Genomic DNA, 23,426 nt, shown 5'->3' on the forward strand with positions numbered 1-23,426 from the left:
GCGAATCTGGTTGCCCGGCGGCGTGCCGGACGGATCAGCGGTCGCTGCGCTCAGGCGGTAGCGACGACGTTGACCACGCGGCGATCGCGCTTGCGGCCGAACTCGACCGTGCCCGCCGTGAGGGCGAACAGGGTGTCGTCGTTGCCGCGGCCCACGCCGTCACCGGGGTGGATCTTGGTACCGCGCTGACGCACGATGATCTCACCGGCGCCGACGACCTGGCCGCCGAAGCGCTTGACGCCGAGGCGCTGGGCGTTGGAGTCACGCCCGTTCTTGGAGGAGCTGACGCCCTTCTTCGATGCCATCTGGAATCAATCCTTCTCTCGTTACGAAGGGATCGCTCAGGCGATGCCCGTGATCTTCAGGCGGGTCAGCTCCTGGCGGTGGCCCTGGCGCTTCTTGTAGCCCGTCTTGTTCTTGTACTTGAGGATGCGGATTTTGGGACCACGCAGCTCCTCGAGGATCTCAGCGGTCACCTTCACCTTGTCCAGGTCGGACTTGGCGGAGGTCACCGAATCACCGTCGACCAGGAGGACGGGAGCGAGCTCGACGCTGTCGCCCGCCTCGCCGGACACGCGGTTGATCACGATGGTGTCACCGACCGACACCTTCTCCTGACGACCGCCTGCGCGGACGATTGCGTACACCACGTCACTGCTCCATCTTGGTTCGGGAATGCTTGATCAATTCGTTCATGCTGAATTGCTTTGAGCCGGACTCGCGGACTCACCGCGCACCTGCGACCGTCGACCATTCCCGGTGTGCTCCGGTCATGTCCGGAACGCCCCAGGAGGGAGGTGCGGTCGCGCGACGCCCAGCGGGATCACGACTTCGACGCGTTTTGCGCCAGGGGATAGCTTACGATCCCCGGGCCCTGCGGTCAACCAGTCTTGCCGGTCCGACCAGCATGAATGCTGATGAACGCTGTGGAACTCATCACCCTTCGGGGGTGGGAGTGCCCTCGACGGAGTCCGTCTGCGCCTCGGAGGGGTCGATACGACCCTCGGCAGCGTCCCCGGGCTCGATGCGGGACTCGGCCACGGGGGCCTCCTCCGCTGCACCCTGCCCGTCGGCGCCCTCGGGGCCGGCAGAGGGGGCGGACTCCTCGACGCGATCAGCCTGTTCAGGCTGCTCGAGCTGCTGCGCGGACGCGTCACCCTCGGGGCCGGCCACGGGCGCGGTCTGCTCGGAAGCGCCGCCCTGCTGAGGCTGCTGGGGCTGCTCGGACTGCTGCGACTGCTCAGTGTCCTGGGGTTGCTCGGTCACAGCTTGCTCCTTCGTCTCGGACGGATCGTTCTGCGAGGACTCGACGGAGACGAGCTGGCCGTCCACCGTCACCTCGGGGTTCGCCTGGTGGCCGGAGGCCGCAGCGATGGAGGCGATGGTGGCGCGGGCCAGGGCCCGGGAGTTCTCGTCCTCGCGCAGGCGGTGCACATCGGCGGACTGCGGATCCAGCAACTCGCCCACGGCCTCCTTGGCCTCGGCGGTGCGGGACTTGCGGCCACCGCGGCGACGGGAGGACCGCGAGGTCTCCTCACCGGAGCCGCCGCCGTTCCCACTGCCGTTGCTGTTCCCGCCACCGTTGTTGCCATGGCCGTTGGTGTGGGCGTGGTTGGCGCCCTCGACGTCCACGATCAGGCCGCGGCCGTTGCAGTGCTCACAGGTGGCGGAGAAGGTCTCCACCAGGCCCTGACCCACGCGCTTGCGGGTCATCTGGACCAGGCCCAGCGAGGTCACCTCGGCGACCTGGTGCTTGGTGCGGTCACGGCCCAGGCACTCCACCAGGCGGCGCAGCACGAGGTCACGGTTGGACTCCAGCACCATGTCGATGAAGTCGATGACGATGATGCCGCCGATGTCCCGCAGACGCAGCTGCCGCACGATCTCCTCGGCGGCCTCCAGGTTGTTGCGGGTCACCGTCTCCTCCAGCGAGCCGCCGGAGCCGGTGAACTTGCCGGTGTTGACGTCCACCACGGTCATGGCCTCGGTACGGTCGATCACCAGGGAGCCGCCCGAGGGCAGGTACACCTTGCGGTCCATCGCCTTCAGCAGCTGCTCGTCGATGCGGTGCTTGGCGAACACGTCCTCAGGGCCCACGTGACGGGTCAGACGCTCCAGCAGGTCCGGTGCCACGGAGGAGACGTACTCGTGCACGTCGTCGTGGACCTTGCTGCCCTCGACGATCAGCGAGGTGAAGTCCTCGTTGAAGACGTCGCGCACCACCTTGATGGCGATGTCGGGCTCCTGGGACAGCGCCGCGGGTGCCGACTTCGACTTCTGGGCCTTCTGGATCCTCTCCCACTGAGCGCGCAGGCGCTCCACGTCGCGGGTGAGCTCCTCCTCGCTGGCCCCCTCGGCGGCGGTGCGCACGATGACGCCCGCATCCTCGGGGATCAGCTGGCGCATGATCTTCTTCAGCCGTGCGCGCTCGGTGTCGGGCAGCTTGCGGGAGATGCCGGTCATCGAACCGCCGGGCACGAACACCAGGTAGCGACCGGGCAGGGAGATCTGGCTGGTCAGGCGGGCGCCCTTGTGGCCGATCGGGTCCTTGGTGACCTGCACCAGCACAGAGTCGCCGCTCTTCAGGGCGAGCTCGATGCGGCGGGGCTGACCCTCCAGGCCCGCGGCGTCCCAGTTGACCTCACCGGCGTACAGGACGGCGTTGCGTCCCTTGCCGATGTCCACGAACGATGCCTCCATCGACGGCAGCACGTTCTGCACCTTGCCCAGGTACACGTTGCCCACCATGGAGGTCTGCGACTTCTGCGCGACGTAGTGCTCCACCAGCACGTCGTCCTCCAGGACGGCGATCTGGGTGCTGCCGGCGCGCTCGCGCACCACCATGGAGCGCTTGACGGACTCGCGGCGAGCCAGGAACTCGGCCTCGGTGATCACACTGCGGCGGCGGCCGGCATCGCGACCCTCGCGGCGGCGCTGGCGCTTGGCCTCCAGACGGGTGGAGCCCTTGACGGACTTCACCTCGTCCCGGCCCTCGCGCACCTTGACCACGGTGTTGGGCGGGTCGTCCGGGGAGCTCACATCGCCGTCACCGGAGCCGGAACGACGCCGACGGCGGCGCCGACGCGAGCTGGACGAGCTGGAGGAGCCGTCACCGGAGTCCTTGTCGTCCTCGGACTCCTCCCGCGAGTCGTGATCGTCGTCGTCCGAGGCGCCGCCGGAGTGCTCGGAGTCCTCGGTCGAGTCCTTCTCGCCGTCGTCGTTGCCGGAGCGGTCGTCGTCACCACGGCCGCGGCCACGGCGGCCGCGACCGCCACGGCGACGGCGACGGCGCGAGCTGCCGGAGTCCCCACGGCTCTCGTCGTCCTCGGAGTCCTCGGAGCCCGAAGAATCGGCGTCCTCGTCGTTGCTGTCCTCATCGGCGGAGGCGTCGTCGTCCTTGCTGCGGGAGGAGCGCGACTCACCGCGACGCCGCGAACGGGTGCGACGGCGGGGCTTGTCCTCCGTCACCTCCTCGCCCTCGGTGTCGTCCTGGTCCTGGTCCTGATCCTGGTCGGTATCGCTGCCGGCGTCGAAGGAGAGGTCGACCTCTCCCACGGGGGCGTCCCGCGGGCCGACGGTGGTGCGGGGCTGGGCGGGGGCGGGCGCCTGGAACAGCAGCGAGGCGAAGTCCTGCTGGGCCTGCTCGCGGCGGGCCCGGTCGTCCTCGTCCTGCTGCTCGGTGCCGCTGCCGCCGCGGGTGCTGGCCAGGGCGCGCAGATCGTTCGCGACGGGACTGTCGCCGTCCTCGTCCGCAGCGATCGGTGCAGTGGCGTCGGTGCCGGACTCCGTCTGCTCCTTCGCGGCCGGGGCGGGCTCCTCGGCAGCGGGGGCGGGCGGTTCGAAGGCGGGGATCATCGGGGCCCCGGCGGGGGCGCCGGCACGCCGACGGGGACGCTTCGTGGTGCTGGCCGCAGCGGCGTGCTCAGCATCCACGCCCGGCTGCTCCGGGACCACGGTGCGGAACACGGGCGCGTCCGTGGTGGTCTCAGGGGTGATCACGGGGGCCGGGGCCCCGGCGGGCGCGCCCGCCGCGCGGCGGCGCCGGCGCGTCGTGGGCTCCGAGGGGGTTTCCTCGGTCGAGGTGGTGTCGAGATCGTCGGTGCTGTCAGCCATGTGGCCGTCTCCTCCTGGAGGATCCAGCGCACCCTGGGTCCTATGTGGTCATCGTCCCTGGGGACGGAAGTCTTTGGCCCTCGCCGCCGCGCTGCTCCTCGGAGGGAGCGCTGCGATGCTGATCGCGGGAGCCGACTCGGTCGCGTGAATTCGCGTTCCCGGTGCTCCGACGCAACAACGCCGGGAGGTTCCCCCACCCGGTACGGGGCAGGAGAGCGCCTCGGTCAGTATGGCACAGCGAGTCCTGCAGGAGCATGGCGACATGCCCCGCGACACACGCGCGCGGCCCGTTCCGGCACACGCATCGTGAGCACCTGCACCGCAATGTGCTGTGCTCGCGGCCCACAGGTGGGAGACTGGTCGAAGACTGGCAGCAGCCTGATAACTGCCGCAACGGCGGAGCTCCCGGGACGATGGTCCCCCGCAGCCTCACCGCCCGGTCGTACTTTCGTGACAGCGTGTCGTTCCCCCGGGAGGATCCATGGAAGCCCTCGACCTGGCACGGTGGCAGTTCGGAATCACCACCGTGTACCACTTCATCTTCGTACCACTCACGATCGGTCTGTCGCTGCTGGTGGCGATGATGCAGACCGTCGCCGTGCGGTCCAAGGACCCCGTCCGCAAGGACGCCTGGACCCGCCTGACCAAGTTCTTCGGCTCGATGCTGATCGTCAACTTCGGCATCGGCATCGCCACCGGCATCGTCCAGGAGTTCCAGTTCGGGATGAACTGGTCCGAGTACGCCCGCTACGTCGGTGACGTGTTCGGCGCACCCCTGGCCCTCGAAGGCCTGCTGGCGTTCTTCCTGGAGTCGGTGTTCCTGGGGCTGTGGATCTTCGGCTGGAACAAGCTGCCCGAGAAGATCCACCTGCTCACCATCTGGATGGTGGCGATCGGCACCATGCTCTCGGCGTACTTCATCATCGCCGCGAACTCCTTCATGCAGCATCCTGTGGGCGCCATGCTGAACCCCGAGACCGGTCGCGCCGAGCTCGACCCCTCCCAGGGCTCCATCCTCTCGGTCCTCACCAACGTCACCACGCTGGCGGCGTTCCCCCACGTGATCTCCGGTGCCTGGCTGGTGGCCTCCGCCTTCGTCACCGGCGTGGCCGGCTGGCACATGGTGCGCCACCACAACAAGGCCCGCCAGCTGGGTCTGGACTCCGTGGACGGTGCCGAGCACAACCTCATGAGCCGCAACGTGTTCCGTCCCGCCGTGCGCTTCGGCGTGGTGGCCATGTTCATCTCGGCCGTGGTGCTGGTGGTCTCCGGCGATTTCCAGGCCAAGATCATGTTCGAGCAGCAGCCGATGAAGATGGCCTCGGCCGAGGCGCTGTGCGAGACCCAGTCCGGTGCGCCGTTCTCCATCCTCACCGTGGGCGGCCCGGACGCGTTCGCGGCCGACTGCGACAGCGTGACCCACCTGATCGAGGTCCCTTACGTCACCTCGATCCTGGCCACCTATGATCCGAACGCCACCCTGCAGGGCGTGGACGACCTCAACGCCCAGTACAAGGAGCAGTTCGGCGAGACCACCACCGACATCTTCGGCAACGAGGTCGAGGCCGACTACCGCCCCAACCTGTTCGTCACCTACTGGTCCTTCCGCCTGATGATCGGCCTGGCCGCGTTCAGCGCCATCGTGGCCTTCTGGGCGCTGTGGGTCACCCGTGGCAAGGGTGAGAACGCCCGCACCACCGGCTCCAAGGCCTTCGCCTGGTTCACGGTGCTGGCGATCCCGATGCCGTTCCTGGCCAACTCCGCCGGCTGGGTGTTCACCGAGATGGGCCGACAGCCCTGGGTGGTCCACCCCAACCCGCTGGACCCGACGGTGCGCCTGATGACTATCCAGGGCGTCTCCTCCAACCCCGGCTGGATGGTGCTCACCTCCCTGGTGACCTTCACCCTGCTGTACGGGGTGCTCGCCGTGGTGTGGTTCTACCTGATGCGCAAGGCCGCCCTCAAGGGCATCCCCATCCCGCAGCGTGACGAGCAGACCGACGAGCTCGACACCCCGGCCATCTCCTTCGGGTACTGAGAAGGGACAAGGACTGTCATGGACATGATCGATCCGACCTTGCTGCAGACGCTGTGGTTCGCGCTGATCGCCTTCTTCTTCCTGGGCTACTTCCTGCTGGAGGGTTTCGACTTCGGGGTGGAGATGAACGTCCTCGCCCTGGGCAAGGGGGACACCGAACGTCGCGGCACCATCATCTCGACCATCGCCCCGATCTGGGACGGCAACCAGGTGTGGATGATCGTTGCCGGCGCTTCGATCTTCGCCGCTTTCCCGGAGTGGTACGCCTCCCTGTTCTCCGGCTTCTACCTGGCGCTGCTGCTGCTCCTGGTGATGCTGATCGTGCGGGTGTGCGCCTTCAAGTACCGCGCCAAGCACGACAGCCCCACCTGGACCCGAACCTGGGACTGGGTCCACATCCTCTCCGGCTTCCTGCCGGCGCTGCTGTGGGGCGTGGCCTTCGCCAACATCGTCAAGGGCGTCGCGATCGATCCCAACAGCTGGGTGACCACGTCGCTGCTGGGTCTGCTGAACCCGTTCGGCCTGCTGGGTGGGGTGGTGTTCGTGCTGCTGTTCTGGCTGCACGGCACCTTGTACCTCACTCTGCGCACGGTGGGTGAGCTGCGGGCGGGAGCGAACCGTCTGGCCGGGATGCTGGTCTGGCCCACCATCATCGCCGGTGCGGTGTTCCTGATCTGGTACCAGCTGGCCTACTCCAACTCTGCCCTCACCTGGCTGCCCTTGCTGGTGGCGGCGGTGGCCCTGGTGGCGGTGGCAGTGCTGAACCGGATGCGCCGGGAGGGCGCGGCCTTCATGGCCTCCCTGACGGCGATCGGAGGGGCGGGTGTGACGCTGTTCGGTGGCCTGTTCCCGTACGTGCTGCCGGCCACTAACGATGCCGCCAACTCGCTCACGGTCGCGGGCGCCTCCTCGAGCGAGCACACGCTGCTGGTGATGACCATCGCCGTGGTGGTGTTCATGCCGATCGTGCTGGCCTATCAGTTCTGGGCCATCCGGGTGTTCCGCCACCGCATCGGCAGCGAGGACGACCCCCAGCCGCCCAGCCTGACCGAGCGCGCACGCGACGCCTACCGAGAGGCCTTCGACCAGGACGCTCCTCGGCCCCGCGCGGAGAGCTGAGAGCTCGGGGGGACCCTCGGCACGCCGGGACCCCCCGCTCCCTGACAGACTGTCCTCAATGACCACCTCGATCTCGCGCCCGCCCTCCCCGCCCGCCGCGGGGACGGTGGGCGCGTCCGTTCCCGCACCCGCCCGTCGCGCCTCCCGGGCGCCCCTGGACCCGCGACTGGTGCGCGAGGTGCGGGCGGCCCGCATGCACGTGGCACGCACGGCGGCGCTGGGCCTGGTCCAGGCCGCCTGCGTGATCGTCACGGCCCTGGTGATCGGGCACCTCGGCGCGGAGCTGCTGGTGCACCGCCGGCTCCCCCAGTCCGCCCCCCTGCTGCTGGGACTGCTGGCCCTGGCACTGGTGGTCAGGGCGGCGGCGGTGCTGGTGGAGCAGCGCACCGCGCACCGGGCCGCCACCGATGCGATCGCCCAGCTGCGCTCCCGGATCGTGTCCCACGCAGCCCGCCTGGGACCGAGGGGCTCCGCCGGCCGCGGCGCGGACCTCACGGCCCTGGCCACCACCGGCGTGGAGAACCTCCGCCCCTACCTGGTGGGCTACGTCCCGCAGCTGCTGCTGAGCCTCACCGTGACCCCGCTGTGCCTGGTCACCATCGGCCTGCTGGACCTCACCAGCGCCCTGATCGCCCTGTTCACCCTGCCGCTGATCCCCCTGTTCATGATCCTGGTGGGCAAGCTGACGGTGGGCCGCTCCGAGAAGCTGCTGGCAGACATGCGCACCATGTGGGCGCAGATGCTGGACCTGGTGGACGGCCTGCCCACCCTGCGGGCCCTCGGCCGGGAGAAGGGCCCGGAGAAGGTGGTGCGCAGTCTCGGTGACAGGCATCGCGCCTCCACCATGGGCTCGCTGAAGTACGCCTTCCTCTCGGGGATGGTGCTGGAGCTGCTGGCCACCCTGTGCGTGGCGCTGATCGCGGTGAGCATCGGCATGCGCCTGGTGTACGGGCACATGGACCTGGCGCCGGCACTCGCGGTGCTGGTGCTGGCCCCGGAGGTGTACCAGCCGCTGCGCAACGTGGGCTCCCAGTACCACTCCTCCACCGACGGCCTGGCCGCGGTGACCGCCTCCTTCGAGGTGCTCGATGAGCCCGTGGCCCCCGACGGCACCGTCGAGGCCCCGGACCTGCGCACCGCCACCCTCGCTCTGCGCGGGGTGACCGTGCACTCCCGGGACGGCCTGGCACCGCACCTGGCCGACGTCACCATCAGGCCCGGCCGGGTGCTGGCCCTGACCGGTGCCTCCGGCTCCGGAAAGACCACCGCCGTGCAGGTGCTGCTGGGCCTCCTGGAGCCCGACGAGGGCCGCGCCGAGGTGATCGCCGCCGACGGCACCACCACCGACGTGCGCGAGCTCCGCCGTCGCTCCCTGTGGGACCAGGTGGCACTGCTCCCCCAGCGGCCCGTGCTCCCCCCGGGCACCATCCGCTCCGTGCTCACCTCGACCCGCCCCGACGCCACCGAGACCGAGATCGAGCACGCCGCCTCCGTGGCCGGGCTGGACCCCGTGATCACCGAGCGCGGCTGGGACGCGGACCTCGGCCGCGCCGGAGCCGGCATCTCGCTGGGGGAACGCCAGCGACTGTCCCTGGCCCGCGCGATGCTCTCCCCCGCTCCCCTGGTGGTGCTGGACGAGCCCACCGCGCACCTGGACGGCGCCACCGAGCAGGTGGTGCTGGACCTCATCGCCGACCTGCGCTCCCAGGGCCGCACCGTGCTGGTGATCGCGCACCGCTCCCGCCTGGTGGACATCGCCGACGACGTGGCCGAGGTGCACGCATCATGACCACCCAGCGCACCCCTGCGTCCCCGGACGCCGCCACCTCGCCGGACATCGCCCTGCGGCGCGCCGAGCATGCGCTGGAGATCCCCCGGGCGCGCCTGGCCACCGCCGTGCTCACCGCCTGCGCGACCCTCGCCGTTGCCTTCGCCCTGGCCGCGGTCTCCGCCTACCTGGTGACCCGCGCCTGGACCATGCCGCCGGTGCTGGACCTCACCGTGGCCGTGGTGATGGTGCGGGCCCTGGGCGTGGCACGCGGCGTGTTCCGCTGGCTGGACCGCATGACCACCCACTCCGTGGCCCTGCGGGGCGTGGTCTCCCTGCGCACGAACCTCTTCACCGCCCTGGCCTCCCGCACCGACGACGCCCTGACCCGCCTGCGCCGCGGCGACCTGCTGGCCCGCATCGGCGACGACGCCCAGGAGCTCGCCGACCACGTCATCAAGGCGATCGTGCCCGGCATCGTCTCGGTGGTCATGTTCGCGGTGGTGCTGGCCACCATCATGCCGATGTCGATACTGGCGGGCCTGACCATGGCCGCGTCCCTGGTGCTGGCCTCGGTGCTGGCCCCGCTGGCCGCCTACCGCGCCTCCCGCATCTCCCAGGACGCGGTGGTGACCACCCGCTCCCAGGTCTCCGCGAGCGCCCTGGAGATCCTGGACGACGCCACCAGCCTGCGGATGGACGGCCGCCTGGACGACGCCCTGGAGGCCTTGACCCAGGAGCAGACCGCGCACGACGCGGCGATCGACCGGGCCGCCCTGCCCGGCGCCGTGGCCTCGGCCGCGGTGCCCGCCTCCATGGTGCTGGCGGTGCTGGGATCGCTGCTCGCCGCCGGCAGCGCGTGGCTGGACGGCGGAGCCTCCGCCGGTCAGATCGGCGTGCTGCTCCTGCTGCCGCTGTCGTCCTTCGAGGCGGCCACGGCCCTGCCCGCGGCCGCTGCCCAGTACGCCCGCTCCCGGGCCGCCGCCGTGCGGCTGGACGCGGTGGTGGGCCCCGGGGACGCGATGGGGGTCAACAGCGCCACGGCCCCTGCCGAGCAGCCCGCACCCGCGAGGGCGGCGCACCTGCGCACCGTGTGCCTCACCGCCGGCTGGACCCCGGACGCCCCGCGCGTGCGGAACCTGGAACTGGACCTGGCTCCCGGCTCCCGCCTCGCGGTCGTCGGGGCCTCCGGCAGCGGGAAGTCCACCCTGCTGGCCACCCTCGCGGGGCTGCTGTCGCCCCTGTCCGGCTCGGTGCAGCTGGACGGCACCGACATCGCCTCCCTGCCGCCCCACGCGGTGCGCGAGAGGGTCACGATGTTCGCCGAGGACGCCCACGTGTTCGCCACCAGCCTGCGGGAGAACCTGCGCGTGGTGCGGGGGGACCTGGACGACGACACCGCCCTGCACGCGCTTGCCGCCGTGGGCCTGGACGACTGGGTGGCGCAGCTGCCCCGCGGCCTGGACACCCTGCTGGGTCCGGACGGCACCACCGTCTCCGGGGGCGAACGCCGTCGGCTGCTGTTGGCCCGTGCGGTGATCCGGGGCCGCGGCGTGCTGCTGCTGGACGAACCCACCGAGCACCTGGACACCGCCCGTGGCGATGCTCTGCTGTGCTCCCTGCTCACCCCCGGTGACGAGTCGCTGGTGCCGACGGGCACCACCGTCGTGGTGGTCACCCACCGCACCGAGGCGATCCCGACCACCACCCCCGTGCTCCGCATCGAGCCCGGTGCACGTACCGCTCTCGACTGCCCCCGCACTGCCCGTGGCCGCACCGAGACCCAGGAGGACCGATGACCAAGGACCTGCAGCCCCCCGCCCGCGCGGACCGTCCCCGGGTGCAGGACCTCGCCAGTGCGGTCCTGGCCGGCGGTGACACCGAGGACCTGTTGGAGCTGCTGGTGGCCTCGTCCCGCACGGACCTCGCACCCGGCACCGCGGTGCTGGTGATGCCGCTGGAATCGGGCACCTGGACGGTCGAGATGGCCGAGGGCCCGGAGGCCGCAGAGCTGCTGGGGCTGCTCATCGACCCGCAGAGCGCCCCCGGTCGGGCACTGGCAGCCGGGGACGACGACGCGCTGGAGACCATCGGCTCCCTGCGGCTGCCCGAGGACGCGCCCGAGCCGGCACGCGCCCTGCTGGCCATCGTGGACGCCGCCGAGCACGGCTACGGATTCCTCGCCGTGATCCGTTCGGACGAACATCAGGATCTCGCGTTCACCATCGCGGACCGGGAGCGACTCGATGCGCTGGCGGGGCTGATCGCCCTGGCACTGCGAGCCCCCACCCTGGGCACCGGGGAGGTCGACGACGAGCGCAGCAGGATCGCCCGCGATCTCCACGACCTCGCCATCCAGGAGCTGTTCGCCGTCGGCATGGAACTGGAGGCCCTCACGGATGCTCTCGCCTCCCCCGGGGAGGGGCTCACCAACTCACGGATCCGCAGCTCGGTGGCCACCTCCGTGCAGGGCGTGGAGAACGCTGTGGCGCAGATCCGTCAGATCGTGCAGTCCCTGCGCCGAGAGCGCAGCGAGGCCACCCTGTCGGAGCGACTGCGGCACGAGGCGGGGCTGGCCACGGCCGGGCTGGGCTTCGTGCCCACGCTGCGCCTGCCTCCCCACCCCTCCCCGCTGGATGCCGAACTGCCCGGTGAGATCGCGGAGGACGTCGTCGCGGTCGTCCGTGAGTGCCTGGCCAATGCCGCGCGTCATGCGCACGCCAGTGCCGTGGCGGTCTCGGTGAGCGTGTTCAACGAGGGTGTGGACCGGGTGGTGCAGGTGAACGTCTCGGACAACGGCCGGGGGATCGACCCCACGGTGACCCGCCGCAGCGGCCTGGCCAACATGTCCAGCCGGGCACGGCGTCACTCCGGGTGGGTGGACGCGTTCAACCTGGAGCCGGGCACCATGATCTCGTGGCGGGTGACGCTGCCCCCGCAGTGATCAGACGGTCACTTCCAGCCGGCGCGGCGGCGGGCGGCGACCATGGCGGCCACCTGGGTGCGGCGCTGCATGCCGAGGGTCTGCAGGATCACGGTGACGCGGTTCTTGACCGTCTTCTCGGCGATGCCGATCTGCTCGGCGATCTCCCGGTTGGAGTGGCCGTCACCGATCAGCTCCACGATGCGACGGTCGGACTCGGACAGCTCCGGCTCGTCCTCGGCGCTGCCATTGGCCCACACGGTGCCGCCACCGTGGACCGTCTCGATGGCGCTGACGATGTCCTTGGAGCGGGCCGACTTCAGGATCAGCCCGGCAGCACCGGCGGCGCGGGACTCCCTGAGGGCCGCGTCGTCGTCGAAGCTGGTGAGCACCAGCATGTCCTGCTCAGGGTTCAGCTCACGGGCCGCACGCATCACGTCGATGCCGGTGCCGTCGGGCAGCTGCAGGTCCACCACCAGGACGTCGGGGCGGATCGCGGGCAGCCGGCGCGTGGCCTCGACCACGGAGGACGCCTCGCCCACCACGGTGAGGGCAGCGCTCGAATCGATCGCGGTGACGATGCCGCGCCGCACCACCTCGTGGTCGTCCACCAGCATCACGCGGATCGGGCCGTGCTCATCGCTCGATGTCACTGAGGGTCCTTCCTGGATCGTGCCGTCGCCGAGGGACGGCCGACTGCTGTGGGTGGGCGCTGGCATCCGGGGCAATGATGACTCGATCGTCCCTGATGCACAGTCCGCCGGATCAACTTACCGCACCGCGTACATGGTTCGCCTGCCCGTCCGTACGCGTGGAGGGAGCGCGCGAAGTATCCGCTGCGACCGTCGACGTTGACGTAGAGGGCATCGAAGCTGGTTCCTCCGTGCTCCAGGGCCCGCTCCATCACGTCCTGAGCGGCGCGGAGGATCGCGAGGGTGCGCCGCTGGGTGAGTGCACTGCCGGGGGTGTCGAAGCGGGTGCGGGCCGCCCACAGGGCCTCGTCGGCGTAGATGTTGCCGATGCCGCTGACCAGGTCCTGCGCCAGCAGCAGCGTCTTGATCGCACTGCGGCGGGAGCGGATGGAGCGGGCGATGGCGGGGAGGTCCGCGGCGGGGTCCAGCAGGTCCCGGGCGATGCCGGCGGCGTCGGCGGGCAGCAGGTGGTCGGGGCTTCCCGCCCCGGCGAGGGCGCCGTCGGATGCCTCGATGAGAGGACTGGTCCACAGGCCGCCGAAGATGCGCTGGTCGATCAGGTCGATCGCGCTGCCGGAGTCCAGGTGGAGGGTGACGCGGCGGTGGCGCCGCGGATCGGGGGCCGGGCCCTCCGAATCGGCAGGGGGCAGCACGGTCGCGGTCGAGTTCTGACGCACGCGCCACTGGCCGCTCATTCCCAGGTGGGTCACCAGGGCCTGGCCGACGTCGGCGCCGGACTCGTCCAGACGCCACCACAGGAACTTGCCGCGCCGCACCAGGGCGGTGAGCCGATTGCCCTCCACGGCCTCGCGCAGGCGGTCCGCGCCGCCCACCTGGCGGCGCAGGATCCGCGGGTCCAGCACCTCGACGCGCTGGACGGTACGGCCGATGGTGTGGGGCAGCAGCCCGCGCCGCACCACCTCCACCTCGGGCAGTTCGGGCACGGCTCAGCCTCGCGGGATCAGGGTCTCGCCGCGCTGGGAGAGCACGGCCCGCACGGCGTGCTGAGCGGCCACCAGTTCGGCGTCCTTCTTCGAGGGGCCCTCGCCGCTGGCGGTCACCACCTGGGGCACGCTGACGGTGGCGGTGAAGACCTTCTGGTGCTCGGGGCCGGTCTCCGTGATCCGGTACACCGGGACGGTGGCGGTCTCCGCGGCGATCTCCTGCAGGCGGGTCTTGAAGTCGTACCCGGCCTCGAGGAACTCGTCGGAGTCCAGCAGCGGGCGCAGCAGGTCCAGCACGAAGCGGCGGGAGACGTCCTGCCCGCAGGACAGGTGCACGGCACCGATCACGGCCTCGGTGGTGTCGGCGAGGATCGAGGCCTTGGAGCGGCCGCCGGAGAGGTCCTCCCCCCGCCCCAGCTTCACGTACGCGCCGAGGTCCACCCGGGAGGCGATCAGCGCCAGGGCCCGGGTGTTGACGGTGGCCGCACGACGACGGGCCAGGTCGCCCTCGGGGAGGCCTGGATGGGCGGCGTAGAGCTCCTCGGTGACGGCCAGCTGCAGCACGGCGTCACCCAGGAACTCGAGTCGCTCGTTATGGGTGGTGAGGTTGTTCTCGTAGGCGAAGGAGCGGTGGGTCAGCGCCAGGTCCAGCAGGCCGGACTCCGCCAGGTCAGCGCTCTGGGCACCGTCCAGCGGCAGGGAGCGCAGCAGGCGTGCCGGGTCTGCGGCGGGGGTGGTGCGGCGGGATCTCGCCATCAGTCGCGGGCCTCCTGGCCACCGTCCCGGTCGGCAGCGCCCTCCGATGCCGGCCCGTCGCGGTCCTCGGTCGAGGCAGTGTCGGCGGAGCCCTCATCGGCGCCCTCGGCGAGCAGGCCCTGCAGGGCGGCCCAGCGGGTGTCGATCACGTCGTGCTCGTGATCCGGGTCGTCCTCCATGCGGAAGCCGCACTGGGGGCACAGACCCGGGCAGTCGGGGCGGCACAGGGGGCGGTCGTCGGCCTCCAGGGCGAGGGCGTCGCGGGCCAGGGGGCCCACGTCCACCTGCTCGCCCTCGAGCATCACGGTGTCCTCGCGCTCGTCGGCCCTGACCTTCTCGGGGTACATGAACAGTTCGTCGATCCGGGCGGAGACGTCGTCCCCCACCGGGTCCAGGCAGCGCGAGCACTCCCCCACCAGGTGCGCCTCGACAGTGCCGTGCACGTAGATGCCCTCGACCACGGACTCGAGCTCGGCCTCGACGGCGACCGGGTCACCCTCGGGCACCTGCATGGGGGGGCCGCCGGCCTCGCGGGCGGTGGCGGAGACGGTGCGCTCCACGTGGCGGTGGGAGCCGGTGCGGCCGATCAGGTCGACGGCGTCGAAGCGGAGGTCGCTGTCGAACGGCGTGGCCATGGCGTCAGGGGAGGTCATGGTGGGGCGCTCCTGTTCGGGTTCGGGGCCGGAGGGGACTGTTCAGGATACGTTCCCTGCCGCGGCGAGCGCGTCCAGGGAGGGCTCGGGGAGCATGTCGGACACGTCACCGCCCAGCGTGTGCACTTCTCGCACCAGGCTGGAGGAGATGTGGGAGTAGCGGGCCTCGGTGAGCAGGAAGATGGTGTCCACGCCGGCCAGGTGGTGGTTCATGCGGGCCATCGGCTCCTCGTAGGCGAGGTCGAGCTGGGAGCGCAGGCCGCGCACCACGGCGCCCGCCCCCACCTCGCGGCAGAAGTCCACCAGCAGCCCGCTGCCCAGGGTGCGCACCTCGACGGTGGAGTCGAGCCCGTCGGCCTTGAGGGACGCGGTGATGGCGCCGGTGCGGGCCTCGAGGTCCAGCAGCCCCTTCTTGGAGGGGTTGTGGGTGACGGCGATGACCACGTGCTCGGCGATCGCGGCGGCCCGCCGGGTGAGGTCGCGGTGGCCCAGGGTGTAGGGGTCGAAGGAACCGGGCAGGACGACGGTGCGCATGGGCGCAACTCTAGTGCGCCCACATGTTCGGTCGTGGCGAACGGTACGGTCGCGTCGCCGCCACCTGGTCGAAGCCGAGCGCCTCGTAGAACGCTCGTGCCCCGGCGCGGTTCTCGTCGACAGTCAACTCGATCCGCTGCCTGCCCGTGCACTGCTGGGCAGCGGTGATCAGCAGTTCCCCGATTCCTGCCCGGCGCGCCGTGGGATCCACCGTGATGAAGTCGAGGTACACGCCATCGCGACCCTGGTGCTGGTACGCAACGTAGCCACGCACCCCATCCCCGTCATCGAGGACCAGCGTCGAGTAGCGGCCGGCACGATCCAGGAGTTCGACCGCGCTCGCGTAGGTACCGGGGAACTCCGCTTCATGCAACGCACGGACCCGGGGCAGGTCCTCAGCGGTGGCGGGACGGATTTGCAGGTCCAGCTCGTTCGCCGGAACGGGGGCGGTGCGGGAGTACTCGAAGTTGGCCTCCCTGTGTCGCCACCCGCAGCGGGTCGCCAGCTCGGCCATCTCCCGGTGGGCGACATCCGCGTACATCTCGTGATCTCCTACGGGGGCGAGGGAGGTGACGGTGCCCAGCAGGGCGGGACCGTGCGCGACCCAGGCGTCCTGCTCCATCCAGGGCCCGTACACCCAGGAGCGAGCCAGCTCCTCGTCCCATTCGATGACGACGGCGCCCGTGAGGCGTCCATCCTCGGCAGTGGAGATGTGGAGCGTCTCGGTCCACGGCTGGTCCAGGCCCTTGAGGTCGTCTTTGATGCTCTCGGCGTCCGTCCCGAGATAGGCGCAGGCGGTGGCCGGCGACTGCTGCTGTTCGACGATGAAGTCGAGCACGGCTTGATGGTCGATCGCACGTGATGTGATGGGCATCGGATCATGCTCGCGGGTGGACCGGGGCCGGTCAATCGAGTTTCCGCCGTTCCGAGCTGAAGGAGTCGGGCGGGACATCGACCCCGGTCGCAATCTATGTGCGCCGCTGACGCTCTCGCTGTCGTCGGCCATCCTCTCTGGGCCGCTTCCGCGGTCGTCCTCGGCGCGCTGGCGCATGCCTGCCCGGCACTGCTCCAGATCGATGTGCTCGGCCGGTCGGACGAGCTGCACGCGCGCGTTCAGGACCGGCGCCGATCCCGACCGACGACGCTTCGTTCGGCGGCACAGCCATCTGCATGGTGATGGCCGTAGGTGCGTCTCTCGCTGCGCAGGGCCATCACTCCGAGCACGAGGAAGACGACGCCTCCGAGACCGACCAGGATCGCCGGCCCCACCTTTCCGAGCCACAGGAATATCGCCATCAGGGCGAACTGCATCAGGGCAAGGGCGAGCGGGGCGATCCATGCTCGTGGGGGGCTTTGCAGGTTTCTCATGCCTCCCCCGTACGAACTGCGTTCGGTTCGTCCGTGCGACCTTCGTCGGGGATGGTGGGCGAGAAGGGTCCAGGCCGCGAGCTGGTCCGTGCAACCGCCGACCTGCATCCTGCGGTACTGCTCACGACTCAGCCGGCGAGGAACGGTACTCGCTCGCCAGCAGGGCGAAGCTCATGCCGTCCAGCCAGCGGCCGCTGCGGTGCAGGGAATCCTCGCGGAAGTGCCCTTCCAGCCGCATCCCGATCTTCTCCATGAGGCGCCTCGAGGCGAGGTTGTCGGCGAAGCAGTTGGCCTCGACCCGGCGCACACCCAGGCCGTCGAAGGCGATCGCCATCAGTGCAGCGGCGTACTCGGTGCCGTAGCCGCGCCCGGCGAGGGAGGCGACGGCGCTGCGCTCAGAGTCCACGGGTCTCAGAGTCCACGGGTGTCGGAGTCCCGGGTCCCAGAGTCCACAGGACGGTCCGCTCGTGCGTCGTCCGGCCGCGGGCCCGTCGTCGAGGAAGCCACAGCCGGATCGTCCGCCGACGGGGCGGGGTCGTTCGCTGTGGGCGCGATCACCACGCGCTTCGGGGCGAACAGCACCAGTCCCATCAGACCCAGCAGGGTGAGCAGCAGAGCGGGAACCATCGCGTACCAGTGGAGGTTGAGCAGGACCTCGCCCCACGGGCCACTGAGTCCTGCATCGAAGTACGTCATGCTCGTGTACACCCCGGCATAGGCGAAGGTGTAGTGGGCGATGGGCAGAGCGAGACGCAGCCCGGCCCCGAGGAACAGCAGCAGGGCGGAGAGCTTCACCAGTGCCCGGTACCGCCCGATGCATGCCCCGGCGAGCAGCATCACCAGTCCGCCCAGCACCAGCGCTGCAGCACTGTCGATCAGCAGCATCGTCGTCTCCGTCTCCGTCGCGGGAGGGGCCCAGACCTGCACGGCGGTGCCCTTGGAGCCGAGGACGAGGAGTGCCCCCTCCACCAGCAGCAGGACGAAGAAGAGGAACCCGACCACCACGGTCAGCCACTGCAGTTTGCGGCTGGGGCGCGTGGCGAGGGCAGTGCGTGATGTGGCAACGGGGCTGGTCATGACGGTTCTCCTCATAGGAACAACGGTGGAAGGAAAGTAGCACTGCACCAGCGGCATCGCCTGCATCGCCTACGGTGAGTCCATGTCGATCCCTCTGCCGCTGACTACCGACCGCCTCACCCTGCGCACCTACCTGCCCAGCGACATGCAGGCCCTGTTGGCGTACTACTCGGACCCGGAGGTGGCGCGGTACCTGCTGGATGATCCGTGGACGCCGCAGCACGCGGAGCAGCAGATGGAGCAGCAGCTGACCCGCACCGGTCTGGACTGCGAATCCCGCTCCCTGGCCGTGGTGGTCGAGCACCAGGGCGCGGTGATCGGGGACCTCGCGATCTGGTTGAACGACGGCACCGGCCAGAAGGCCGAGATCGGCTGGGTGTTCTCACCGCAGGCCGCCGGCAAGGGCTTCGCCGCGGAAGCCGCGGCCGCACTGATCGACGCCGCCTTCACCCACCACGACCTGCACCGCATCGAGGCGCAGATGGACGCCCGCAACGACGCTTCGGCCCGGCTGTGCAAGCGGCTGGGGATGCAGCGGGAGGCGCACCTGCGGGAGAACTGGTGGATGAAGGGCGAGTGGACCAGCACCCTGGTGTACGGGGTGCTGGCCAGCGAGCGCTGACAGCGAACCGCAAGCTCCTCGCAGCTGCTGCCGAGCTCGCCGGTCAGGCCTCGATGACGAGGGTCTGGCTCTCCCCCGCCTCGATCGTGATCTCGCCGGAGGTACCAGGGATCGTGAGGGTGTGGTCCTGCGTGGTGTGGTTCAGCACCACCACGTAGCGGGTGCCGTCCTCGCCGTGGCGCTGCAGCACCTCGACATCGGTAGGGAGGTCCGGCACCTCGATCCCGGCCGCGGCATAGGCGCCCTCGAACACGGTGGCGAGCCCCTCCAGGTCCAGGTCCGAGCCGACGTACCAGGCCTGGCCGGCGAGTAGTCGTCGTTCATGTCCTCGAGTGTGCCACCGCCTGCCGATACACATCCTCTGCCATGGCGCCTGCAATGTGCCGGCAGGACAGGATGGCGGCGTCAGCGACCTCTGACAGTGCCACACTGATCCGATGTCCTCGATGTCCTCACCACCGGCGACCCCGCCTTCGCCGGACCCGCCTCCGGCGCCATCGACGCCGTCACCGACGATCGGGGCGCCCGGCGAACCCGGGTCCGGCCATCTGCCGGCCATGGCTGACAGGAGTGCGTCGGCCGGGATCGCCCACTCCCCCGAGGGCCGCCGCACCGTCGGCATGCTGGCGCTGGTGCTGCTCGCTATTGCGGGCCTCTCAGCCGTCGCCGTGTGGGGCGCGGGTGAGATCCTCGAAGCGGTCGGTGAACGTGACGGGGTCGCTTTGTGGGACCGCCCGGTCCTGGACTGGGCGATCGGGCAGCGCCGCCCCGGCCCGGTCTCCGCCCTTTTGTGGTTCACCAACGCCGGCGGCCCGATCTGGCAGCCGATCATCATGGCAGCGCTGGCGCTATTCCTGTGGTGGCGGTGGCGCAACCCCACCCCGTTCGTGCTGATCGCGATGGCCGAGGTGGGCGCTGTCCTCATCTCCTCCACGACCAAGCGGGTGGTGGACCGTGCGCGCCCGCCCCAGATCGACGCGGTGCCACCGTTCGAGGTCTCGCCCAGCTTCCCCAGCGGCCACACGATGCAGGCGTTCGCGGCAGCCACGATCATCGCCTACCTGCTGATCCGCTACCTGTGGGACCGGCCCCGTTGGCTGCAGGCGATGATCGGCCTGCTCGCGCTGGCCTACGCCTGCCTGATGGGTTTCTCCCGGGTGTTCCTGGGCTACCACTGGCTGACCGACGTGCTGGCAGCGGCCATGCTGGGCATCGCCTGGTCCGCGGTGGTGATCGCCTGCCACCGCGTGTGGCTCAGGCGCAGTCGCTCTCGTCCCCGCCAGCGACTGGAGCACCGAACAGCTCGGTCGTCGGATCCGGATGACACCATGACCGCATGAGCGAAACGCCACCGGCCCCCTATGTGAGCGAGCAGTCCATCCTGCACCTGGTGGGTGCCCAGAGCGCGCAGCGGGGAAAGCTGATCACGCGCACGGGAGCGGCCTCCATCGTGGAGTGGGAGCTCACCGATGCCGACGGCACCCGGGGCGTGCTCACCGGCACTGTCCAGGGGACGCAGCCCCACCCGTACACCACGGTGGTGCACCTGAAGGCCGGCACGGAGGTCCGCAGCCTCGGCGTGACCGGATGGGAGCCGTACCGATCCACCTGCTCCTGCCCCGTGCAGCAGGACTGCAAGCACGCGGCCGCCCTGCTGTACGTCGCCACCGCCCAGGCGATGCGGGAACGGCTGGCGGGGCCCCGCCGCGGCGCCACCCCCCGCGCCGGCGCCTCCCCCTCGGACGCGGCACCTGCTCTGCAGGACCGCGGTCTTTCTGCCCAGGAAAGACCCTCACGTGGCCGCCCCGCGCCCGCTACACCCACATGGCGGGAACTGCTGGGCCCGCTCGTGCACGGCGGCACCTCCCCCGTGCCCTCGGAACCGCTGGCCTTCGGGGTGGAGCTTCGCACCGAGTACGGCGGGTTCGGGTTCTCCCGCTTCGGTGCCCAGCCGGCCACGCTCCAGGACATCCGCGAGGGCGCTTCCCTGCACGCCGGGCTGCGGTTGCTGCGCCCGGGCACCCGGGAGAACTGGATCAAGGGCGGGCTGACCTGGAAGAAGTTCCAGTACAGCAGTCCTTTCCCCGCGATCCGCAGTGACCATGCCTCCCTCGTCTCCCGTATCGTTCGGCTGCAACTGGCCGAGAGCACCTACGGGGTGGACCCCGGGGAACTGCTGCGGCTGGACTCCTTCACCCCTGACGGCTGGGCCCTGCTCTGCGAGGCCCGCCGCCTCGGCATCGATTTCGTGGGCCAAGGGGTGCTCTCGCACATCGAGTGGGCCGAACCGGTCACCGCAGCCCTCGATGTCCGACGCGCAGGTGCGGGGCTCCGGTTGTCCACCGTCGCCACCACCGCCGAGGACGCGACCAGGACCGACCTGCGCCCGGCCGGGCCGGGCGGCTTCATCGCGGTGCTGCCGAACGAGGACTCCCCGCAGTCGGCGCGGCTGCAGTTGGCCCCGGCCGCCGAGCCAGTGCCGGAGGCCCTGCGGGCCCTGTTCCGCCGCCACGAGCAGGTGGAGATCCCGGCCGAGGAGACCCAGGACTTCCTGGAGGACTACACCCCGCAGCTGCGCAGCACGATGTCCCTTCGCAGCACCGACGGCTCCGTCACCTTCCCCGACCCGGTGCCGCCGCGCCTGCAGCTGGTGGTGCGCCACCGTCGCGGCGACCTCACCGACCTGGAGTGGCAGTGGGTGTACACCGCACCACGGCGCGTGCTGCCCCTTCATCGGACGGGCCGCATCACGCGCTCCGCCGTGGGCAGGGATCTGGACCACGAGGAGCAGGTGCTCGCCGAGGTGCGCGCCCTGTGGCCACGGGCGTTCGGTGCCGACGAGGCCACCCTGCACGACGTCGAGGGTGCCGCCTTCGTGGAGCATGTGCTGCCGCGGATTGCGACCCTGCCGGACGTGGACGTCATCGAGCACGGCAAGCGCCCCGGCTACCAGGAACTCACCGGCACCCCGCACCTTCGCATCGTCCAGGTCGAGAGCCCCCGCACGGACCGCACCGACTGGTTCGACCTCGGTTTCGAGATCACGATCGGCGAGCACCTGGTGCCCTTCACCGCGATCTTCAAGGCCCTCTCCCAGGGCAGGAAGTCCGTGCTGCTGCCGGACAAGACCTACGCGAAGCTGGACCACCCCACCTTCGACAAGCTGCGCGAGCTGCTGATCGAGGCGGAGTCCATGCCGGAGTGGGAGCCGGAGGCTCCTGCCATCGGCCGGCACCAGGTCACGTTCTGGGAGGAGTTCGAGGACCTCGCCGACGAGTCCGCCACCGCCGTGGCCTGGCGCCGCAGCGTGGGTGCCCTCACGGACCTCCAGGAGATCCCCGTCCCCGCCCCGCCGCCCGGCCTGGAAGCGATCCTGCGCCCGTATCAGCACGAGGGCTTCGCGTGGCTCACGTTCCTGTACGAGCAGGGGCTCGGCGGGATACTCGCCGACGACATGGGCCTGGGCAAGACCATCCAGACCCTCGCTCTGTTCCTCCACGCCCGCGGTGCCGGTCCATCGTCGGCCCCGCCGTTCCTGGTGGTCGCACCCAGTTCGGTGCTCTCGGTATGGGAGTCCGAGGCCGCCCGTTTCGCACCGGGACTTGATCTGCGAGTGCTGCCCACCACCACCGCCAAGCGCGGCACCCCGCTGGCCACGGCGGTCGAGGGAGCCGACGTGGTGGTCACCAGCTACGCCCTGCTGCGCCTGGACCAGGAGGAGTACACGGCCCTGGACTGGCAGGGCCTGGTGCTGGACGAGGCCCAGTTCGTCAAGAACCGCATCGCGAAGGCCCACCGCGCCGCTGCCGAGGTGCGGGCCCCGTTCCGGCTGGCGATCACCGGCACGCCGATGGAGAACTCGCTGACGGACCTGTGGTCTCTGCTGTCGCTGACCGCTCCCGGCCTGTTCCCGTCGATGCCGCGGTTCCGGGAGGAGTACGTCAAGCCGATCGAGAAGCACGACGGCACCGCACCTGCCCGCACCCGGGCCGATCAGCGGATGTCACGGCTGCGCCGTCGGATCCGGCCCTTCGTGCTGCGCCGTACCAAGGACGTGGTGGCCACGGACCTTCCCGAGAAGCAGGAACAGGTGGTGCGGGTCCCTCTGGAGCCCAAGCACCGCCGGCTCTACGAGCAGGTGCTGCAGCGTGAGCGGCAGAAGCTGCTGGGCCTGGTGGAGGACCTGGACCGCAACCGCTTCATCGTGTTCCGCTCCCTGACCCTCCTGCGGATGCTGGCCCTGGATCCGGCGATCGTGGACCAGGAGCACGCGGCGGTGCCCTCCTCGAAGCTGGAGGCGCTGATGGGCAAGCTCGAGGAGGTGCTGGCCGAGGGGCACCGGGTGATCGTGTTCAGCCAGTTCACCTCGTTCCTGAGCCGGGTCGCCGAACGGCTGGAGCAGCAGCAGGTGCCGTTCTCCTACCTCGACGGCTCCACAGACGACCGCGCCGGGGCCATCGCCTCGTTCCGCGAGGGCGAGCTGCCGGTGTTCCTGATCAGCCTGAAGGCCGGCGGGTTCGGCCTCACCCTGACCGAGGCCGATTACGTGTTCCTGCTGGACCCCTGGTGGAACCCGGCGGCGGAGGCCCAGGCCGTGGACCGCGCCCACCGCATCGGCCAGCAGCGCACCGTGATGGTGTACCGGATGGTCGCCGAGAACACCATCGAGGAGAAGGTGGTGGCGCTGCAGGAGCGCAAGGCCGCCCTGTTCAGCTCCCTGACCGACGGCGACTCCGCCTTCCAGAGCGTGCTGAGCGCCGAGGACGTGAGGGACCTGCTGCAGGACTGACCCGAACCCGGTACGCGGTCGGCCGGTCCG

21 protein-coding genes are annotated in these 23,426 nt (G+C 70.4%); 8 read left to right on the forward strand and 13 right to left on the reverse strand.

The genetic code is table 11. The features are described from left to right. Positions 1–50 precede the first annotated feature (50 nt). The 3 genes from rpmA to JOD52_RS08790 form a co-directional block, all read right to left on the reverse strand. The gene (gene rpmA / locus JOD52_RS08780) at positions 51–305 is read right to left on the reverse strand and encodes a 50S ribosomal protein L27 (RefSeq protein ID WP_017824106.1); all 255 of its coding nucleotides are present in this window, start codon (positions 303–305) and stop codon (positions 51–53) included. Positions 306–341: 36 nt separating this feature from the next. Then, entirely contained in the window at positions 342–650 is a 309-nt protein-coding gene (gene rplU, locus JOD52_RS08785) for a 50S ribosomal protein L21 (RefSeq protein WP_017824107.1), read from the reverse strand. 286 nt (positions 651–936) lie between these two features. After that, positions 937–4,113 (reverse strand): Rne/Rng family ribonuclease, encoded by a 3,177-nt coding sequence (locus JOD52_RS08790; RefSeq protein WP_204409534.1) that lies wholly within the window; start codon positions 4,111–4,113, stop codon positions 937–939. A gap of 481 nt (positions 4,114–4,594) precedes the next feature. Here JOD52_RS08790 and JOD52_RS08795 point away from each other — a divergent pair, with 481 nt between their 5' ends. From JOD52_RS08795 to JOD52_RS08815, 5 genes are read left to right on the forward strand one after another with little or no spacing between them, the layout of a single operon-like run. Further along, entirely contained in the window at positions 4,595–6,151 is a 1,557-nt protein-coding gene (locus tag JOD52_RS08795; protein WP_204409535.1) for a cytochrome ubiquinol oxidase subunit I, read from the forward strand. 18 nt (positions 6,152–6,169) lie between these two features. Then, complete coding sequence (gene cydB, locus JOD52_RS08800) at positions 6,170–7,270, forward strand: cytochrome d ubiquinol oxidase subunit II (protein WP_204409536.1); 1,101 nt, start codon at positions 6,170–6,172, stop codon at positions 7,268–7,270. A 58-nt stretch (positions 7,271–7,328) separates the two neighbouring features. After that, positions 7,329–9,059: a thiol reductant ABC exporter subunit CydD gene (gene cydD, locus JOD52_RS08805; protein ID WP_204409537.1), complete on the forward strand. Its 1,731-nt coding sequence runs from the start codon at positions 7,329–7,331 to the stop codon at positions 9,057–9,059. Continuing rightward, the gene (cydC, locus tag JOD52_RS08810) at positions 9,056–10,837 is read left to right on the forward strand and encodes a thiol reductant ABC exporter subunit CydC (RefSeq protein ID WP_204409538.1); all 1,782 of its coding nucleotides are present in this window, start codon (positions 9,056–9,058) and stop codon (positions 10,835–10,837) included. The genes cydD and cydC overlap by 4 nt, the downstream gene beginning before the upstream one ends. Further along, positions 10,834–11,982: a sensor histidine kinase gene (locus tag JOD52_RS08815; RefSeq protein WP_204409539.1), complete on the forward strand. Its 1,149-nt coding sequence runs from the start codon at positions 10,834–10,836 to the stop codon at positions 11,980–11,982. The genes cydC and JOD52_RS08815 overlap by 4 nt, the downstream gene beginning before the upstream one ends. Positions 11,983–11,990: 8 nt before the next feature. Here JOD52_RS08815 and JOD52_RS08820 read toward each other — a convergent pair whose 3' ends face one another. The 9 genes from JOD52_RS08820 to JOD52_RS08860 form a co-directional block, all read right to left on the reverse strand. After that, a complete protein-coding gene (locus tag JOD52_RS08820; protein WP_204411608.1) occupies positions 11,991–12,578 on the reverse strand; it encodes a response regulator in 588 nt (195 codons plus the stop codon). A gap of 32 nt (positions 12,579–12,610) precedes the next feature. After that, the gene (gene mutM / locus JOD52_RS08825) at positions 12,611–13,597 is read right to left on the reverse strand and encodes a bifunctional DNA-formamidopyrimidine glycosylase/DNA-(apurinic or apyrimidinic site) lyase (RefSeq protein WP_204409540.1); all 987 of its coding nucleotides are present in this window, start codon (positions 13,595–13,597) and stop codon (positions 12,611–12,613) included. Positions 13,598–13,600: 3 nt separating this feature from the next. After that, the gene (gene rnc, locus JOD52_RS08830; RefSeq protein WP_017824116.1) at positions 13,601–14,353 is read right to left on the reverse strand and encodes a ribonuclease III; all 753 of its coding nucleotides are present in this window, start codon (positions 14,351–14,353) and stop codon (positions 13,601–13,603) included. Beyond that, complete coding sequence (locus tag JOD52_RS08835; protein WP_204409542.1) at positions 14,353–15,006, reverse strand: YceD family protein; 654 nt, start codon at positions 15,004–15,006, stop codon at positions 14,353–14,355. The genes rnc and JOD52_RS08835 overlap by 1 nt, the downstream gene beginning before the upstream one ends. 42 nt (positions 15,007–15,048) lie before the next feature. Further along, entirely contained in the window at positions 15,049–15,540 is a 492-nt protein-coding gene (coaD, locus tag JOD52_RS08840) for a pantetheine-phosphate adenylyltransferase (protein WP_017824118.1), read from the reverse strand. Between the two features lie 10 nt (positions 15,541–15,550). Then, positions 15,551–16,645 carry a GNAT family N-acetyltransferase gene (locus JOD52_RS17720; protein ID WP_338124072.1) on the reverse strand — a complete coding sequence of 365 codons (1,095 nt, stop codon included), beginning with the start codon at positions 16,643–16,645 and terminating at the stop codon, positions 15,551–15,553. An 8-nt stretch (positions 16,646–16,653) separates the two neighbouring features. Then, positions 16,654–16,851 carry a hypothetical protein gene (locus tag JOD52_RS08850; RefSeq protein ID WP_204409544.1) on the reverse strand — a complete coding sequence of 66 codons (198 nt, stop codon included), beginning with the start codon at positions 16,849–16,851 and terminating at the stop codon, positions 16,654–16,656. 178 nt (positions 16,852–17,029) lie between these two features. Then, positions 17,030–17,314: a GNAT family N-acetyltransferase gene (locus JOD52_RS08855; RefSeq protein WP_017824121.1), complete on the reverse strand. Its 285-nt coding sequence runs from the start codon at positions 17,312–17,314 to the stop codon at positions 17,030–17,032. 5 nt (positions 17,315–17,319) lie between these two features. After that, positions 17,320–17,985 carry a hypothetical protein gene (locus JOD52_RS08860; RefSeq protein ID WP_204409546.1) on the reverse strand — a complete coding sequence of 222 codons (666 nt, stop codon included), beginning with the start codon at positions 17,983–17,985 and terminating at the stop codon, positions 17,320–17,322. 82 nt (positions 17,986–18,067) lie between these two features. Between JOD52_RS08860 and JOD52_RS08865 the strand changes: the two genes are divergently transcribed. Further along, positions 18,068–18,607 carry a GNAT family N-acetyltransferase gene (locus JOD52_RS08865; RefSeq protein WP_204409548.1) on the forward strand — a complete coding sequence of 180 codons (540 nt, stop codon included), beginning with the start codon at positions 18,068–18,070 and terminating at the stop codon, positions 18,605–18,607. Between the two features lie 43 nt (positions 18,608–18,650). Here the strand turns inward: JOD52_RS08865 and JOD52_RS08870 are convergent, their stop codons facing one another. Continuing rightward, complete coding sequence (locus JOD52_RS08870) at positions 18,651–18,965, reverse strand: Beta-galactosidase C-terminal domain (protein ID WP_150108459.1); 315 nt, start codon at positions 18,963–18,965, stop codon at positions 18,651–18,653. A gap of 199 nt (positions 18,966–19,164) precedes the next feature. Between JOD52_RS08870 and JOD52_RS08875 the strand changes: the two genes are divergently transcribed. Both JOD52_RS08875 and JOD52_RS08880 read left to right on the forward strand, forming a co-directional pair. Continuing rightward, on the forward strand, positions 19,165–19,947 hold the full coding sequence (locus JOD52_RS08875; protein ID WP_017824125.1) for a phosphatase PAP2 family protein: 783 nt from the start codon (positions 19,165–19,167) through the stop codon (positions 19,945–19,947). Beyond that, positions 19,944–23,396, forward strand: coding sequence for a DEAD/DEAH box helicase (locus tag JOD52_RS08880; protein ID WP_239551848.1), 3,453 nt, complete (start codon positions 19,944–19,946; stop codon positions 23,394–23,396). Before JOD52_RS08875 ends, JOD52_RS08880 begins: the two co-directional genes overlap by 4 nt. The last annotated feature ends 30 nt before the right edge of the window (positions 23,397–23,426 follow it).

Source organism: Brachybacterium muris (assembly GCF_016907455.1).
GTDB classification, from domain to species: Bacteria; Actinomycetota; Actinomycetes; order Actinomycetales; family Dermabacteraceae; genus Brachybacterium; species Brachybacterium muris.

What these genes read in the sequence shown, in the direction of transcription:
- rpmA (WP_017824106.1), bottom strand. Translation starts at nt 305, where the DNA reads ATGGCATCGAAGAAGGGCGTCAGCTCCTCCAAGAACGGGCGTGACTCC.
- JOD52_RS08790 (WP_204409534.1), bottom strand. Translation starts at nt 4,113, where the DNA reads ATGGCTGACAGCACCGACGATCTCGACACCACCTCGACCGAGGAAACC.
- JOD52_RS08795 (WP_204409535.1), top strand. Translation starts at nt 4,595, where the DNA reads ATGGAAGCCCTCGACCTGGCACGGTGGCAGTTCGGAATCACCACCGTG.
- cydB (WP_204409536.1), top strand. Translation starts at nt 6,170, where the DNA reads ATGGACATGATCGATCCGACCTTGCTGCAGACGCTGTGGTTCGCGCTG.
- cydD (WP_204409537.1), top strand. Translation starts at nt 7,329, where the DNA reads ATGACCACCTCGATCTCGCGCCCGCCCTCCCCGCCCGCCGCGGGGACG.
- cydC (WP_204409538.1), top strand. Translation starts at nt 9,056, where the DNA reads ATGACCACCCAGCGCACCCCTGCGTCCCCGGACGCCGCCACCTCGCCG.
- JOD52_RS08815 (WP_204409539.1), top strand. Translation starts at nt 10,834, where the DNA reads ATGACCAAGGACCTGCAGCCCCCCGCCCGCGCGGACCGTCCCCGGGTG.
- JOD52_RS08820 (WP_204411608.1), bottom strand. Translation starts at nt 12,578, where the DNA reads ATGCTGGTGGACGACCACGAGGTGGTGCGGCGCGGCATCGTCACCGCG.
- rnc (WP_017824116.1), bottom strand. Translation starts at nt 14,353, where the DNA reads ATGGCGAGATCCCGCCGCACCACCCCCGCCGCAGACCCGGCACGCCTG.
- JOD52_RS08835 (WP_204409542.1), bottom strand. Translation starts at nt 15,006, where the DNA reads ATGACCTCCCCTGACGCCATGGCCACGCCGTTCGACAGCGACCTCCGC.
- coaD (WP_017824118.1), bottom strand. Translation starts at nt 15,540, where the DNA reads ATGCGCACCGTCGTCCTGCCCGGTTCCTTCGACCCCTACACCCTGGGC.
- JOD52_RS08850 (WP_204409544.1), bottom strand. Translation starts at nt 16,851, where the DNA reads ATGCAGTTCGCCCTGATGGCGATATTCCTGTGGCTCGGAAAGGTGGGG.
- JOD52_RS08860 (WP_204409546.1), bottom strand. Translation starts at nt 17,985, where the DNA reads ATGACCAGCCCCGTTGCCACATCACGCACTGCCCTCGCCACGCGCCCC.
- JOD52_RS08865 (WP_204409548.1), top strand. Translation starts at nt 18,068, where the DNA reads ATGTCGATCCCTCTGCCGCTGACTACCGACCGCCTCACCCTGCGCACC.
- JOD52_RS08870 (WP_150108459.1), bottom strand. Translation starts at nt 18,965, where the DNA reads ATGTGTATCGGCAGGCGGTGGCACACTCGAGGACATGAACGACGACTA.
- JOD52_RS08875 (WP_017824125.1), top strand. Translation starts at nt 19,165, where the DNA reads ATGGCTGACAGGAGTGCGTCGGCCGGGATCGCCCACTCCCCCGAGGGC.
- JOD52_RS08880 (WP_239551848.1), top strand. Translation starts at nt 19,944, where the DNA reads ATGAGCGAAACGCCACCGGCCCCCTATGTGAGCGAGCAGTCCATCCTG.